Origin of the sequence: Paenibacillus sp. FJAT-27812 (assembly GCF_001273905.1) — a bacterium.
GTDB lineage: Bacteria > Bacillota > Bacilli > Paenibacillales > Paenibacillaceae > Pristimantibacillus.
In genome coordinates, this window is record NZ_LIGH01000001.1 from 3,081,081 (window position 1) to 3,097,660 (window position 16,580).

At 50.1% G+C, this 16,580-nt stretch carries 8 protein-coding genes; 6 read left to right on the forward strand and 2 right to left on the reverse strand.

All coding sequences use genetic code 11. The features are described from left to right. The first annotated feature begins 6 nt into the window (after positions 1-6). Positions 7-876 carry an SDR family oxidoreductase gene (locus tag ADU23_RS12975; RefSeq protein WP_053374122.1) on the forward strand — a complete coding sequence of 290 codons (870 nt, stop codon included), beginning with the start codon at positions 7-9 and terminating at the stop codon, positions 874-876. 16 nt (positions 877-892) lie between these two features. Here ADU23_RS12975 and ADU23_RS12980 read toward each other — a convergent pair whose 3' ends face one another. Next, positions 893-1,777 (reverse strand): SDR family oxidoreductase, encoded by an 885-nt coding sequence (locus ADU23_RS12980; protein WP_053374123.1) that lies wholly within the window; start codon positions 1,775-1,777, stop codon positions 893-895. A gap of 129 nt (positions 1,778-1,906) precedes the next feature. Here ADU23_RS12980 and ADU23_RS12985 point away from each other — a divergent pair, with 129 nt between their 5' ends. Further along, positions 1,907-2,863 (forward strand): helix-turn-helix transcriptional regulator, encoded by a 957-nt coding sequence (locus tag ADU23_RS12985; protein ID WP_053374124.1) that lies wholly within the window; start codon positions 1,907-1,909, stop codon positions 2,861-2,863. A gap of 18 nt (positions 2,864-2,881) precedes the next feature. On the opposite strand, the gene ADU23_RS12990 is transcribed toward ADU23_RS12985, so the two are convergent. Further along, positions 2,882-5,155 (reverse strand): helix-turn-helix domain-containing protein, encoded by a 2,274-nt coding sequence (locus ADU23_RS12990; protein WP_053374125.1) that lies wholly within the window; start codon positions 5,153-5,155, stop codon positions 2,882-2,884. A 333-nt stretch (positions 5,156-5,488) separates the two neighbouring features. On the opposite strand from ADU23_RS12990, the gene ADU23_RS12995 reads away from it, so the two are divergent. The 4 genes from ADU23_RS12995 to ADU23_RS13010 all read left to right on the forward strand — a co-directional run bounded on the left by ADU23_RS12995 (position 5,489) and on the right by ADU23_RS13010 (position 16,441). Next, positions 5,489-7,084, forward strand: coding sequence for an extracellular solute-binding protein (locus ADU23_RS12995; protein WP_053377609.1), 1,596 nt, complete (start codon positions 5,489-5,491; stop codon positions 7,082-7,084). Positions 7,085-7,190: 106 nt separating this feature from the next. Continuing rightward, positions 7,191-13,733, forward strand: coding sequence for an S-layer homology domain-containing protein (locus ADU23_RS13000; protein WP_231637598.1), 6,543 nt, complete (start codon positions 7,191-7,193; stop codon positions 13,731-13,733). A 176-nt stretch (positions 13,734-13,909) separates the two neighbouring features. Then, a complete protein-coding gene (locus tag ADU23_RS13005; protein WP_197286150.1) occupies positions 13,910-15,142 on the forward strand; it encodes an aminopeptidase in 1,233 nt (410 codons plus the stop codon). A 246-nt stretch (positions 15,143-15,388) separates the two neighbouring features. After that, positions 15,389-16,441: a fatty acid desaturase gene (locus ADU23_RS13010; protein ID WP_053374128.1), complete on the forward strand. Its 1,053-nt coding sequence runs from the start codon at positions 15,389-15,391 to the stop codon at positions 16,439-16,441. Positions 16,442-16,580 lie beyond the last annotated feature (139 nt).

The window sequence follows — 16,580 nt, forward strand, 5'->3', positions numbered from 1 at the left end:
TTTCTCATGCCAAATTCCGCATCCCAAAAACCGATAAACCCGCCGCAGCACCAAAATCGCCAGCCGGGTATCGAATCGGAAATGAACCCGCTGCCGATCTATGAATCTGATTCGTACAAGGCGGCAGGGAAGCTAAAGGGGAAGACGGCCATTATTACCGGAGGCGACAGCGGCATCGGCCGCGCGGTATCCGTTGCTTACGCGAAGGAAGGCGCCGATATTGCGATCGTTTATTTGAACGAGCATGAGGACGCGAAGAAAACGAAGGAGATCGCCGAGAAGGCTGGCGCCAAATGTTTGCTGATTTCCGGCGATATCGGTGACGAGGCGTTTTGCAAGAGCGTAATCGAACAGACGATAAAGGCGTTCGGCAAGCTTGATATTCTAGTAAACAATGCGGCCGAGCAGCATGTCCAGCAGAAGCTTGAGGATATTACATCCGAACAGCTTGTTGCGACATTCCGGACGAATGTGTTCAGCATGTTCTATTTAACGATTGTCGCTTTGCCGCATTTGAAGGCGTCAAGCGCGATCATCAATACGGCTTCGATTACCGCATACCGCGGCAATCCGATGTTAATCGACTATTCGGCTACAAAGGGAGCGATCGTTTCGTTTACCCGCGCGCTTTCGGTCAATTTGGCGGAGCAGGGCATTCGGGTTAATGGTGTCGCGCCCGGACCGATCTGGACGCCGCTGATTCCAGCGACGTTCGATGAGCAGTCCGTGGCGACGTTTGGTTCGGATACGCCGATGAAGCGGCCGGGCCAGCCGCATGAGCTGGCAGCTGCGTACGTCTACTTGGCTTGTGACGATTCCAGCTTTATGTCCGGCCAAATGCTGCATATCAATGGCGGAGAAGTCGTTAACGGATAAAGAACAATGGAATGAATTACAGGAAACCATGCTGCTTCGCGTAATTTCCCCAGTGCGGCTGTCTGCCGTCAACATCGATGATGTTGAACTCATCGGACAGCTGCCAGCTTGGGAAAACTTGACCTGATCTCTCCAAAAGATCCTTGCTTGCTGCAAGCGCAGCTATCCCGCGGCCGACGAAATACGGCGTTTCCGATTGGGCGAAATGCTCGGCATCTTGCTTGCCGCCGTGCACCGCATCAAACCAGTTGTCCTCCGTCACGCCAAAGTGGTCCAGCATCTCCTCCGAACGAAGAAATCCGGGCGTTACCGCAACGGCGGCTACTTCAAATGGCTGCAAATCGGCTGCCATAGCGGTGGCAAGGTGGATCGGCGATATTTTGGCCAAACTATAAAATAAGCTCCCGCGATAACGGTAATCGATCCCGTCGGTTACTTCAATGATGAGCCCCTTTTTCCTCTTAACCATCAAAGGCGCGCCGTAATGGCTCGTAATCAGATGCGCCTTCACCGCACGCTCCTGCATTAACAGCCCCTTGCTAAGCGAATGCTCCCAAAATGACTTTCCCCATTCCGTTAATTTCTCTCCGCCCCAAATATTATTGACAAGCAGATCAAGCTGGCCGTCCTGCTCCATGTTGATTTGCTCGAATAACGCTTGTACTTCCTCTTCCACCGTATGATCAACCTTGACCGGAATGCCGATACCGCCGCGTGCCGTGACTAGCTCTGCTGTTTCCTCAATGGTTTCCGCCCTGTTCAGGTCAGAGGCATGGCCGCGAATGCTTCTGCCCGTGCAATATACCGTCGCGCCCGCTTCCCCTAGACTTGCTGCGATGCCTCTGCCTGCGCCGCGTGTGGAGCCGGCAACGACAGCTATTTTACCTTGTAATGGTTTCATCCTGATCTCTCCAATCATCGTTATAAGGTTTACTCTTTGTCAGTTTAGCAAACGATATACGACAGCTCCTGTCATATATTCATGCTACAATTATAAAAAAGAATGTGAGCGGCAGAGGAGGAAGGGCGCATGAGAGCGGGGCGCTTAATCGCAATCGTATTATTGATGCAAAACAACGGGAAGATGACGTCGAAGGCGTTGGCAGAAAAGCTTGAGGTATCCGAGAGGACGATTATTCGCGATATGGAATCGTTAAGCGAAGCGGGCGTTCCGGTGTATGCGGAGAGAGGGCAGCATGGGGGATGGGTGTTGTCCGAGGGCTATCGGACCAATTTGACCGGCATGCATACGGATGAGCTGGTTTCCGTCCTCGTCGCCAGCCACTCTGCGCTGCTTGGTGATCTAGGAATCGAAGGCCAGTACGATGCCGCCGTGCAGAAGCTGCTTGCAGCTTCTCCGGCAGAAGTAAGCAAGGGAGCTGCTCTCGCAAGGCAGAAAATTCATATCGACGGAGCGGGCTGGCACCAAATGCAGGAGCTTATGCCTCTCTTGTCTGTCGCGCAGGAGGCGGTATGGGAGGAACGCCTATTGCGGCTGCGCTATCAGCGGGAGGATGGTGAAGCGGAGAGAATCATTCGCCCGTTAGGCCTTGTGGCCAAGCGCAGCGTATGGTATTTGGTCGGCGAAATAGAGGGCGAGATGCGGACTTACCGCATCTCGCGCCTTTTGGGAGCTGAGGTGTTAGCGGAGAGGTTTGAGCGGCCTTCGGATTTCGATTTGGCGGCTTACTGGGAGCAGTCTGTGGGCGAGTTCAAGCAGCGGCTGCCGCAATATCCAGCCAAGGTGAACGTATTGGAATCGGTGCTAACACGGCTGTCCAAGGAGCGATATGTCAAAATAATCGAAAGCCAGCCCTCCGGGCAGGAGGGCTGGCTAACAGCAGCGGTTGAATTTCAAGGGCTGGAGTCCGCATGCGAAATTATATTAAGCTATGGCTCGCGCATTGTAGCGATTGAGCCTGCTGAACTGCGGTCAAGAGTTATGGAGGAGGCAAGAGCAATCAATATTCATTATGGGTTGCAGTAGAGTATAAATAATAAGCGGCTATCCCGTCTGCCTCTCCAGCACATGCTGCTTGCGGAACTCACCTGGCGCAAACCCGGTTACTTTCTTAAACATGCGGTTGAACGAAGTAATATTATGGTATCCAACCTGGCGGCTAATATCATTAATATTTAATGTGGTGCCGGTCAGCAGCTCCTTCGCCTTCGCGACTCTAATGCTGTTCAGATGCTCGCTGAAATTGATGCCCGTTTTTTCTTTAATATAAGCGGAGAGATAAGCGCCCGACATGTTCAGCTTATCAGCCAAATAATCAAGCGACAGCTCCTCAGCGAATTGTGTCTCAATGATAGCCATAACCCGCGCGATGATCGGGTCGGCGGCAGCGTCCGACTTATTCTCCTTCACCAGCTCCCCCGACGCTTCCATAAGCCGGTAAAGCACATCCTTATATTCCTCCAGCGTACAGCAGGCAGCAAGCCGGTAATGAATCGGCTTGATCGACCATGACTGGCTGGCCTCGATGCGCTGCTGCTCCAGCAGCGATATCGCCATGGCATACACATGCTCAGCGAAAGTTTCGTATTGGAGCGCAGACGCCCCTCGGCTGTACATTTCATCCAGCATATACGCAAGTAGCTTGTATCCTTCATTTCCCTGTCCGGCTTGAAGAGCGGCAGCAAGCTCCTGCTCCTGCATCGCCGTTAAACGAACCATATCCGGTATTTCGCGGAACTCTGTAATTAGCTGCGTTTCTTCCAACAGGCAGGCTTGCCTTGCAAGCGCCTGCACCTGCTCGTAGGCATAGTTGAACTGGGAGGGATGCTCGAATCGCGAGCTAACCGCAACAGTCACTAGGCAATAATGCTTATTTAGGTCGAGCATTTCCTTAAGCTCCCCCAGCATCTCTCCGGTTTCATGCTTTTGGCTGCCTTTGACTACGGTCAAAATATAATTTTTCTCCATTTGAAACGTATGCGAGTCCGGACAATGCTGAGTGGCAATAAGGCGGATATGCTCACGAATGGCAAGTGAAGCCTGCTCCGGCCTGATATTAAGCTCGCCAAGCACGGGGCTGCGAAAGCGCAGCTCGTATAACACCACTGTATAGCTCTCATTCGTGGACAAAAATTGTTCCCATTCCACAATATCCTCGTTAATATTTTTCAACTGGCTAATATAACCGAAGCTCGTTAAGATGGAGCGCTGTTTGGTCATTTTCGCCTGAACTTCCTCGCGTTCCTTGAGCAGCTCCTTGATGCTGCGGTCAATAAACGTGAATTCTTTAATTTGGCTTTGTACCGTATCCGCCGTATCCGCATGACGGTTCGTGACGGCAGCGATAAGCTGCTTGACCGGACGTTCCAGCTTTTTGCTGAAGAGAATGGATGCGCCTAAGCCAACCAGCAGCATGATAGCGGCCAAAGCAGCGGCAAGGACGTTCCATTTGCGAAGCTTCGACGTGATTTCAATGGCGGGAACAGCGGATATGTAAGTAAGACCCTTTGAATCGGTAGCTCTAAACCAGTACTTCCCATCCCGGAGCATATGTTTTTGACCCTTATTGAATTCCGGTATGGCAGTTAGTGCGGAGGCTCCTTCGGCAGGGTACAATAAACGCCCGTTGTCGTCTAATATGGCAAGCTGCTGAGTGGATGAATCGCCAAAGAACGCATGCCGGGCCTTATCCATGTCGAGCAAAGCGATGATTTGATAGTCATCGCCGGGGAGCTTGAATACTAGCGGCATGAGCGTGCTGCTCGCAGGCAATTCCACAGAATGCTTATATATCGCAGCAGGCAAAAGAGTGAGCGAGCTCGCCGTAAGCAGCTGATCTTGCCAGAATGGATAAGGATAAGTACTGCTCGCATACGCTCTCTCGAACATATCCTCCGCGCTGCTGCTGCCTTCCTGATCAACCGCGAACGCATTTCCCCCCAAATGAATGATAAGGCTCTCTAAATAAAACAGCGGATCATTGGCTTCGGGCCGAAGTCCTGCTGATATTTTGCTAGCGGTCAGGTAGTCGGTATCGGCTTCTCCGAACATGCGGATTTGCCGGTTGAAGCTCTGCACTTCTTTGCTCTTGTATCTATTGTAGAGAAGCGTCTCCAGCCTAGAGAAATGGTTGGCGTAACGCTCTGCTGTATGCTCAAGCAGCATCCGGTTGGAGGCGATAATTTCTCGCTCCAGCTTTGATTTAAAGAACGTAAAGCTAAGTCCGTTAAACAGCGAAAACAAAACTATGATACATATAAAGCATAGCAAGCTCGTAACAAAAAGCGAGCGTGACGGCAAATAGCGTCGGAGTGTCACGGCAATAAGCTCCTTTCGGCATGAGGACTGAACGATGGTGTATGGGACGGGCTCTCTCTTTATGTTACTGCAAGCATGGGTCCAGCGGTATGTCAGCCATTTTGATTTTTTGTAAAGAGAGGCCGTTAATGCTTCGGTCTAGTGCCTATTTATACTGAAATTTCCATTGTTAATGCGGTTTCTAAAGAAAGGGCAACTATCGAAAGAAACGATGATACACAAAAATAAACGCTCCGTTATAAGATCGGACTGCAGCATGATCCAGATCTAACGGGGAGTGAGATGAGAAGGAGCTGCTTGCGGGTGAACAAGCCTATTAGATATGTGATTGCGATGTGGATTTTGGCAGTGGCAGCAATTGCCGGGTGTGGAGGCGAGGCTCCGTTAGCGCCGATCAGCCCAGCGCTGCAGAATCGGGATAACGTGCAAGGAAGCGGCAAGGCCGGTATGCCTATCGTGAAAGAACCGATAACGCTCACCTTCTTCACCGGTAAATCTCCGAACAATGGCGAACCCTTCGAGGAAACACTCGTTTGGAAAAGCTATGCGAAGCTTACGAATGTGAATGTGCGATTTGAGCTTGTACCCTTCGAGGTTTTGGCGGATAAGCGGGCATTGGCGCTAGCAGGCGAGCCGTTGCCCGATGCCTTCTATTCGGCACGGCTGACATCGGAGGAGCTGGCGAAGTATGGCGAGCAGGGTGTGCTTATTCCGCTTGATGCCTTAATCGAACAATATGCGCCTAATTTCAAAGCGCTGCTGGACAAGTATCCGATTCTGCGCAAAGGGCTTACGATGCCCGATGGCCATATCTATTCGTTTCCGTCCTTCTATGACCCGGACTATTTGTCGATGCAGATCGGAACGCCGCTTTGGGTGAACAAAGAATGGCTGGAGAGGCTAGGTTTGGCTGAACCCAAAACGACGGAGCAGTTTCGAGCCTATTTGCTCGCAGTGAAAGCTGCGGATTTGAACGGAAACGGAATCCATGACGAGGTGCCCTATAGCGGCGTCGGCATAGGCACGCTGATCAATCAGTTAAAGGGAGCTTGGGGACTCGGCAACCGGGGACTTGGGCATAAGCTGGTCGATGTTGATCCCGCAACAGGGCAGCTGAGATTCACCAAGTCGCTGCCAGCCTATCAGGAGCTGCTGCAGTATATTCATGGCTTGAAGGCAGACGGGCTGCTGGACAAGGAGATTTTCTCCATTAAAGAAAGCGCGTTGAACGCGAAAGGAAAAAACGGTTTGTTAGGCGCTGCGATTGTCCCAAATCCGGCAACGGTGATGGGAAGAGATGAATTTGTCGGCCTCGGAGCGCTGCAAGGACCGCATGGCGATCATCTCTATACGCAAATGAAAGTTCCGCTTGTCCATCAAGGGGCGTTCGCCATAACGAGAGCCAATCGTTATCCGGAAGCTACGGTACGCTGGATGGATTATTTTTTTGGCGAGGAGGGAGCGACCTTTTTCTTCATGGGAGAGAAGGGCGTAACCTATACCGAGAAGCCTGACGGCACGCTTGAATATGTCGATTCCATCACCCGTCATTCGGACGGCTTAACGCAGGATCAGGCGCTTATGCCTTATGTCACTTGGCTGGGCGGCAGCTATCCGGGCTTTGTGCGGCAATCCTACTTCAAGGGTTCGGAATCCTTGCCGGAAGCGCTGGCAGCAGCGGAGAAAGCAAAGCCGGATGCGATAAAGGAAGTGTGGGGAAAATTCAATTTTACCGAGGACGAGGCTTTGTTTATGTCTACCATCGGGGCGGATATGGAGAGCTACGTTAGCGATATGGAATTGAAATTTGTGAATGGCAATGTTCCGTTCACGGCATGGGACCGCTATACGTCTACCTTAGAGACAATGGGGCTGGATGAGTATATGCGTATCTATGAGCAGGCTTATAAGAGGTACGTCCAGCAATAAACAGGGAAGCAGCAGATAAGGCGGAGCTTAATCAGGCTTCGCTTGCTTTCCTGCGCCCGAATTCGGGCTGAAATTACTTGAGGAGCGTGTTATCCAAGTGAAAGCAATGCCTAGACGGATAAAAAAATGGATATCGGCAGTGACGCTAACGACCATGTTATTCGGAGCGCTAGCGCAGCCAAGCTTTGCGGAAGAAGCTTTGACACAGCCGCAGACGATAGAAGCAGCGAACGGTCCTGCTCTTATGATTACAGAGCTGGTGCCTGATTCGAAAAATGCGGGCGGCGCGGACGCTTATGAGTTTATCGAGCTTTATAACAATACGGATCAGCCGATTAATTTTAAGGATTATAACCTGATCTATCACTATTTTGATTCTTCCAATGTCGAGCAGAACATTCCTTGGACGTTGTCAACGGACAAAGAAGTGATGATACCTTCTCATAAGCCGGTTGTTTTTTGGGTGAAGGGCAAAACGATATATGAGCTAAATCCAGCTCTTACCGTAAGCCAGTTCAATGCGAACTATGGCTCATCCTTGGCGGAGGATGTAAATGTATTCGAGATGAAAACGGACGGCGGCATGAGCAACAGTGCGCCTCGCGACTTGATTATCAAGGATAAGGCAAACAACATCATATCAATCGCCTCCTATCAGAATGATGATCAAACGAAAGAAAACAAAGGGATCTTCTACTCGTATCCTACGGATGGAAGCGTAAATATGGTCATGATGGCAAGAGCAGGCGAGCTGGCGGCAACACCGGGCGTCGTCGACCCCGCGCAGGTTCCGGGCGAGCCTCATTTGCCTCCGGCCATTGCGCACGCGGCAGTAACGAACGCAACGTATGAGAGCGACTTGACGGTTTCCGCGCAAATCACGGCATCATCGGGCGCTACGGTAACTGCTAGCGTGTACTATAAGAACAGCTCGGATGCTGCTTTTACGCAGCAGGCGATGACAAGCGAGAACGGCAGCTTTCAAGCAGTCATTTCAAAAGAAAAGCTGACCGAGTCGCAGTTGAACTACTATATCGAGGCATCGGATGGCGTTGAGACGTCGAAAACCTCGATCTATCAAGTAACGGTGAAAACGAACGTTTTTGATTACAGCAAAGTTCCTCCGCTTCTTATTACGGAGCTGCTGCCCGATAGCACAAACGTGCCGGATAGCGGCGGAAGCGACGCATTTGAATTTATTGAGATTTATAACAATACCGATCAAACGATTGATTTCAAAACATACAGCTTAGCCTACCGTTACCCGGACAAAGGCCCAAGCGCCGATGTGGCATGGGCGCTCGAAACGGCGGATGCCGCGCTTATCCCATCACGCCAAGCGATCGTCATTTGGGTGAAGAACAAGTTCAACGGCAGCTACACCGCAGATGATTTCAATGCCTTGTTTGGAACAGCGCTCGTCCCGAACAAAACGCTGTTTCCTACGCAAACGTATGACGGCATGGCAAACGGATCAGCTAGGGACTTGGTTATAAAAGACGGCAGCGGCGTCGATATTGCCGTCGCATCCTACCAAAACGATGAGCAAACCGTTGCCGACAAAGGCATTTTTTATGCTTATCCGATTGATGGAAGCAAGCAGATGCGAATGATGGACCAGCCAGGGAAGCTGGCTGCAACGCCCGGCACCAATGCTTCGGAGCAGCTTCCGGCTGAAACGGTGAAATTGCCGGAGACGGTTGATGCTGCGCCGGTTGTCTCATCGGTAAGCTACGCTAAGATTGAAGGCGGCATCCAAGTTTCCGCTGCCATAACGGACGAGAAGCCGGAGGCGCTTCAGGCCTCTATTTATTACAAGACGGTTTCACAGCAGCAATTCACGGCGGCTCCGCTTTCGTACACGGCTGGCAGCTATAAGGCACTTATTCCTCATTCAGCGATTACGGAAGCTACGATGCTTTATTATATTGAAGCCAGCGACGGCGTTCATAAAGCAACGACCGCCGAGTATCCGGTAACCGTAAATACAGAGAAGTTTGACTCGCAGAAGGCTCCGGCGCTGCTATTGACAGAGCTTGTGCCAGACTCGACTAATATTGGCGGCGGAGACGGATATGAATTCGCGGAGGTATACAATAACACCGATGCTCCTATCCATTTGAAGGATTACAAAATACGCTACCGCTATACCGATTCCGGCCCTTCGGCAGATGTCATTTGGCCAACCGCTAATGAAGATATCATTATTCCGGCTCGGGAGACGGCCGTATTCTGGGTCATTAATAGCTACAATACCGCTGCGACAGCGGCTAGCTTTAATGCCAATTATGGCGGCACGCAGCTTGTGGAAGGGGTTAATCTATTCAAGCTTTACAGCGATGGCATGGCGAATGGCGGAAAACGCGCGATCGTCATTTCAACGAACAGCGGAATAGAAATAACGGCTGCTTATTACGATAACGACGAAGAAACGAAAGCGGATAAAGGCATTTTTTATAAATATCCGGCAGACGGCACCACGACGATGATCAAATACAGTCCTGGCCGCACGGCAGCGACGCCAGGCAGTATTCTTGCAGGGCAAGCTCCGGCTGAGCCGGTTCATGTTGTGGCGGATCTTATACCGCCTACGATTGATGATTTAACGGCGGCGGCTGAGGTCGACCAATCCAAGTCACTTGAAATAATAGGCGACGCAAAGGACGAGCAATCCGTGAAGACCGTCCTTCTGCATTATAAATCCGATATTCAAACGGACTATACCAAACGTTATTTGACCAAAAGCTATGATGACAGCTTGTATCATCACACGTTGTTCTCACCGGAGCTTATTGGCCGCAAATATATGGACTATTATTTTGAGGTATCCGACGGTACGAATACGGTAACGACCCATCCAAAGCGAGTAACTATTCTTGGCGGGGCGGATCGTTCGGATCTGCGGCTCAACGTATCGAACGAGGATATCCTTGCAGGCACCAAAATTTTGCGGGGAACAGCTGAGGCAGCTGCAGCCGACGAGCTTACGCTATCCATTGACGGCAAGGCATTAAATACGGACACTTACAACGCCGTGGAACGAGATGCGTACTTTGCTTTCGAGGTGCAAGGCGCGGATTATTATTTCAAAAACGCGGTTGTTCAAAACAAGGAAATTTTGCATACCTTCCTTGATCCTATCCCGTCTTGGTCTACATTGTCCGTTCCAATCTCCGCGGATCGTCTTAAGCTAGGCGAGAATGTATTGTCCATTTACGCGGGCTCCAAATCAGGACCGTTCGATGATCGTCCGGATGAGAATAAGGATGACTTTGAGGTGCGCAATGTTCGCCTCGTGCTTGCGGACGGCACTGAAATTTATGATCCTGCCTTTGCAAGCAAGACCGCTTCTATTAAAATGGGCGACAGCGCGGGCAAGCATGAATTTGTTGATTTTAAATTTGCGATTCCGGATGCAAAGCTGAATGCAAAAGCTTACAAATGGGACACGAAAGAAACGGCGGATGGCGAGCATACGATTGCGCTCAGCCATAATGCAGCGGGTACGATTAGCCGCAAGGTGAAGGTCGATAATACCGCTCCTGTGATCAAGCCGTCATTAACAGAGGGGAAAGACTATCGCGGTTCATTCGTAATTGACGCAGACGTTAGCGATGCGATTGCAGGAGTAAAGGAAACGAAAGCCATGCTTGACGGCAAAATAATCGAGCTGCCTTTCCCGACGTCTTCCGCTAAGCTTGCGCATGGAGCGCACACGTTTGAAGTAACGGCTGCGGATCAGGTTGGGAATACAGCTGCCGCTAAGGTGAATTTTACAGTGCCGGATGAAAATCCGCTTGCGCCAGAGCTCGTTTCGCCTCAGCAGGATGCAGCTGATCTGGGCAACTCGGTCAAGCTGTCGGTCAACGTGAAGGATCCGCTGGGTGACAGCATGAAGGTTCTGTTCTTCCAAGGCTTCAAATATGATGCGAACGCAAAGGCCGGCTTCAAAGCATATCGCAACGCAGCGGATGTTGAGCCGCCGAAGGAGATGGCGCCTGCCGGAGAGAAAGCTTTTGCAGAAGAGGAATATAAGGCAATTGGCAAGATCGACGGACAATACTTAGTAGACGACTCGGTAGAGCAATTCCCGTATCAGCGCTTTGAGATTACGCTGGATCATTCGGTCGTCGATTCGGATCTGGTTGAAATCAGCTGGAAGGGTAAATCGCTTGAAGGCCGGAAAGTCAGCTTGTATGCATGGAGCGTTTCTGCTGGGAAGTGGGAGATGCTGGATACGGTCGTAGCGGGCAACGAGGATTTTGAGCTTGGCGCTGAGGTGAAGGCTGGCCAATATAGAAATGGAAACAGCATTCAGGTCATGGTGCAGGATCAGGTTGCGGAATCTGACGATCCGTATGATTTCTCTTTCGTCTGGATGTCAGACACGCAATATTATTCCGAGACTTATTTCCAATATTACCGCGACAATGTAGCTTGGATTCGCGATCATTTGGCTGATAACAAAATCAAATACGTCATCCATACCGGTGACATCGTAGATGAATCGGACAAGGAATATCAGTGGATTGAAGCGGATAAAAACATGAAGGTGCTTGATGACGCAAAAATTCCTTACGGCGTATTAGCCGGCAACCATGACGTTGATCATCAGAAAGGCTCTTACTTAGACTACTGGAAATGGTTTGGCGAGGACCGCTTCAAGGACCAGCCAACGTTCGGCGGCTCTTATAAGAACAACATGGGGCATTATGATTTGGTATCGGCAGGCGGAAACGATTTTATCATCGTCTATATGGGCTGGGGCCTTGGCGATGTTGAAATCGACTGGATGGACAAGATCGTGAAGCAATACCCGAACCGCAAGGCGATATTGGCTTTTCATGAATATCTGCTTGTATCGGGCAACCGCGCGCCAATCGCTGACAAGGTGTATGAGCGGGTTGTTCTTCCTAACAAAAACGTATTCGCTACGCTATCGGGCCACTATCACGATGCCGAGCTGAAGTCGGATGCGATTGACGATAACGGCGACGGTGTAGCTGACCGTACGGTGTATCAAATGCTTGCTGATTACCAAGGCGCAGAGGATGGCGGTCTTGGTTATATGAGACTGATGCAATTTGATATGAAAAATAACAAGCTGCATATTAAGACTTATTCACCTACGCTTGATGATTACAATTACTACGATCCTAAAGAATTTCCTGGCAAGGATGAATTCTCGCTTGATTTGGATCTAGGCGCAACGACCAAACGTGTTGCAACGGACTATTTTGGCGTACGCGTCTATACGGGCAACCAAATTGGAGAGACAGTAAACGCTGAAAGCGGTACGGAAGCATCGACATTATGGAGCGGTTTGGACTCTAATTCCGAATATGAATGGTATGCGGTAGCTGAGGATGAGCATAGCGGTTTAGCGCTCTCGGACGTTTGGCGCTTCTCTACAGGCGCATCAAATCCCGATCCAGGCGAACCAACGCCGACGCCAACGCCATCACCGTCGCCAACACCTAAACCAGGCGGTGGGGCTCAAGCTGTTATTGAGCTTGAAGCAAGCAAGGACGGCAGCTTTAAGCTAGACAAAGATGCGATTCAGAAAGCGATTAGCAGCGCAGCGGCAAACGCGGTCATTGAATTGAGACTCGCTTCGCCAGCATCGGCTGGAGCTAGCTTGCTTGAGCTTGCCGGAGAGGGTGTTCGAGCACTGCAGCAAAGCTCGCATCCCATTCGTATCGTTTCCGGAACCGTAACGCTGGATTTGCCAGCCGGAGCGCTTCCGGAAGCTGCCGTACAAGCGAGCAGCATACAATTGATCATGAACGTCAAAGCGACGGATGAGACGACCTCGGCGACTGGAGCGGCTGTAGAACAAAACAAAAGCCTTGCTGCGACCGGACTTGTCTATACGCTGGAGCTGAAGAGCGTAAACAGCAGCGGCACCGCTGAAACCGTTCATCACTTTAATCAACCGGTTAAGGTAACACGCACGCTCTCCTCAGACGAGCTAAAGGCATTTGATATTGATTATGCCGGTGTGTATTACTTAAACGGCAGCACATCAGAATATGTGCCAAGTACGTTTGAAGGCAACAAAGTAACCTTTGTAACGAATCATTTCTCTCATTATGCAATTCTTGAATATCGCAAAACGTTTACGGATGTAACCGGGCACTGGGCAGAGCCATTCATCTCGAAATTGGCAGCCAAACATGCGGTTACCGGCGTCGATGCGAATCGTTATGCGCCAAGCAAAGCGATAACGCGTGCAGACTTTGCGGTTATTGCAGTGAAGGCGCTGGGCTTCCTCGATGCGAAAGCTGAAGCAAATGCGTTCACAGATGTTGCTTCCGGCAAATATTATGCGGCATATGTCAATAAAGCTTCTGAGCTTGGGCTGGTAACGGGCGATCAAGGTAAATTTAGACCGGATGCCGCGATTACACGCGAAGAAGCAGCAGCGATTTTAATGAGAGTTTATGCGTATGTGAACCCTGCAAGCGCAGCAGCCCCTGCTGGCAAAGCATTCGACGATATTGCATTAGCTTCGAATTGGGCACGGGAGTCCATTGAAGCAGCGCAAGCGCTCGGACTTGTTAACGGCAAGGGAGGCAACCGGTTTGAGCCAAAAGCGAATGTAACGCGCGCCGAAATTGCCAAAATGATATGGACGGCCGTGGAATAGCAATTTAACAGAAGCTTTAATAAGGATCGTTCTCCGGCAAGTCTGGAGGACGATCTTTGTTTATGCTGCTCTACTTTGCGTAATTTGACTATAGGCTTCTTCATTCGATACAATTTAGGTTATAGCATGGATTTACCGAGTACCTAGTCGTTATCATGGAAGGGAGATTATGAATGATGAGCGGGTTTGAAAATCATTTAGATAAGTATGCGGAACTAATCGTTAAGATCGGCGTGAACGTACAGCAAGGACAAGAGGTGTTCATAACGGGAGCTGTCGATAATGCGGCGCTCGTTCGGCTTGTCGCAAGCAAAGCATATGCAGCAGGCGCGAGCAATGTGCATGTGGATTGGACAGATGATTCCTTGTCCAGATTGAAATATGAGAAAGCGGCGGATGAGGTGTTCACGCGGTTCCCGGAATGGGAGACAGGCAAGCGCAATTCGTTCGTGGAGCGCGGCGCCGCATTTATTTCCATCGTTTCCTCAAGCCCTGATTTGCTGAAAGGAATCGATTCGGGCCGTATCTCGAACTTCCAGAAGGCTTCGGGCCAAGGGCTAAAAGAATTCCGCAGAGCGATTCAGTCTGACAAAGTAAGCTGGACCGTCGTTGCGGCTGCCAGCAAGCAATGGGCAACAAAAGTATTCCCTAAAGCAGGAGAAGAAGAAGCGGTTGAGCTGCTGTGGAAGGCAATCTTTGATTCCGTCAGGCTGCATACGGCTGATCCGGTCAAAGCATGGGAAGAGCATAACGCAACCCTACATAGCAAAGGCGAGACGCTTAACCAGAACCGTTTCCAAAAATTGCATTACACCGCTCCGGGCACTGATCTTACGATTGAATTGGCTGAGACGCATATTTGGGTCGCTGCGGGCAGCACGAACGTAGACAACGTTCCGTTCATGGCGAACATGCCTACGGAAGAAGTATTTACCGTACCTCTCAAAACGGGCGTGAACGGTTATGTTTCAAGCACCAAGCCATTAAGCTACGGCGGCAACATTATTGACCGCTTCAAGCTGACGTTCGAGAATGGCCGCATCGTGAAGGTTGAGGCCGAGGAAGGGCAAGAGATATTGCAGCAGCTGGTCGATATCGACGAGGGCTCGCATTATCTTGGCGAAGTCGCGCTCGTACCGCATGAGTCGCCGATTTCACAGTCTAACATTTTGTTCTATAACACGCTGTTTGACGAGAATGCTTCGAATCACCTTGCAATCGGCAGCGGCTATGCCTTCAACATTGAAGGCGGCAAGACGATGTCCCCGGAAGAGCTTGAAGCGCACGGCGTCAACGCGAGCCTTACGCATAACGATTTCATGATCGGCTCCGCCGAGATGGATATCGACGGCATTACGAAGGACGGCAAGGTTGTACCGATCTTCCGTAAAGGAAATTGGGCAATTTAATCCAAAATGATGTTAAAGGGCTATCTGGAAGAAGCGCAGCTTCTTTCGGACAGCTCTTTTTTGTTGTTTTCTGGGACTTGATACATTAATCCGGTAACTTTCCAGCTCGCTATATGACATTTGTCATGTCCTCGTATTGACGTTTATGACTGTGATGACCTGACACTTTTCTTTACAATAAAGTTAGAATACTGCGTTAGACGTCCGGGATACTCTCCAAGCGTCATATTGAGGAGGAAGAATGCGATGACAGAGCCGAAACATGCTCACCTGAAGAAAGAAGTTGCCCCATTTGAGAAAACGGATTTAAAGTCGAGCATCAGACAGCTTATTAACACCTTAGTGCCGCTTGTTCTGCTCTGGTATGCCGCTTACTATAGTCTCTCGATATCGTACTGGCTTACGGTTCCTCTGGTGCTGCTTACTTCCGGTTTTGTGATTCGGACATTCATCATCTTCCATGACTGCTGCCACGGCTCGTTCTTCAAGAGCAAAAAGGCAAATGACATCATTGGTACCATTACGGGCGTTATTACGCTTGTTCCTTATAGACAGTGGAAAAATTCCCATTCCATTCATCACGCAACGAGCAGCAATCTCGATAAACGCGGCGTTGGCGATTTGTGGATTCTAACGGTTGAAGAATATGCTGCAGCGCCGCTAATGCGCCGCATCGCTTATCGCATGTACCGCCACCCGCTCGTCATGTTTGGACTAGGTCCAATCGGCGTATTCCTTATTCAATACCGTTTTAACGTAAAAGGCGCACGTCGCAAAGAAAAGATGAATACTTATTTAACGAATGCATTGATCGTTGGCGTGTATGCTTTGCTTATTTGGGCGATCGGCTGGCAAGCGTTTCTGCTTGTGCAGGGTCCTGTGTTCTTCGTATCGGGACTGCTCGGCATCTGGTTGTTCTATGTGCAGCATCAATTCGAGGATTCCTATTTTGAAAATGAAGATGAGTGGAGCTATGTGAAAGCTGCCGTTGATGGAAGCTCGTACTATAAGCTGCCAAAAGTGCTGCAATGGATCACAGGAAACATCGGCTTCCACCATGTTCATCATTTGAGCCCGAAAGTGCCGAATTATAACTTGGAGAAGGCGCATAATGCGACGCCGCCGCTTCACAAAGCGACGACCATTACGATTAGCGAGAGCTTGGAGTCGCTTCAATTCCGCCTATGGGATGAAACGGACAAAAAATTCGTCAGCTTCAAAGGGATCAAGCAGCGTCTTCGGAAAATGGAAAAGGCTTCTGAGAAGCTCAAAACAACGCGTCCCAAGCTTGAAGTTTAGACCGTGATATAGCATCGACTCACAGAAGCCATGCCGTAAAAGGCTGGCTTCTGGCGTTTATGGTTTGCAAGGAAAATAAATACTTGTACAAACGTATATGATAAAATGAAGGCAACAACAATCGCAATCAAAGCATGGC

Excerpts from the sequence above, each read along its gene's own strand:
- ADU23_RS12975 (WP_053374122.1), top strand. The coding sequence starts at position 7 with ATGCCAAATTCCGCATCCCAAAAACCGATAAACCCGCCGCAGCACCAA.
- ADU23_RS12995 (WP_053377609.1), top strand. The coding sequence starts at position 5,489 with ATGTGGATTTTGGCAGTGGCAGCAATTGCCGGGTGTGGAGGCGAGGCT.
- ADU23_RS13000 (WP_231637598.1), top strand. The coding sequence starts at position 7,191 with ATGCCTAGACGGATAAAAAAATGGATATCGGCAGTGACGCTAACGACC.
- ADU23_RS12985 (WP_053374124.1), top strand. The coding sequence starts at position 1,907 with ATGAGAGCGGGGCGCTTAATCGCAATCGTATTATTGATGCAAAACAAC.
- ADU23_RS13010 (WP_053374128.1), top strand. The coding sequence starts at position 15,389 with ATGACAGAGCCGAAACATGCTCACCTGAAGAAAGAAGTTGCCCCATTT.
- ADU23_RS12980 (WP_053374123.1), bottom strand. The coding sequence starts at position 1,777 with ATGAAACCATTACAAGGTAAAATAGCTGTCGTTGCCGGCTCCACACGC.
- ADU23_RS13005 (WP_197286150.1), top strand. The coding sequence starts at position 13,910 with ATGAGCGGGTTTGAAAATCATTTAGATAAGTATGCGGAACTAATCGTT.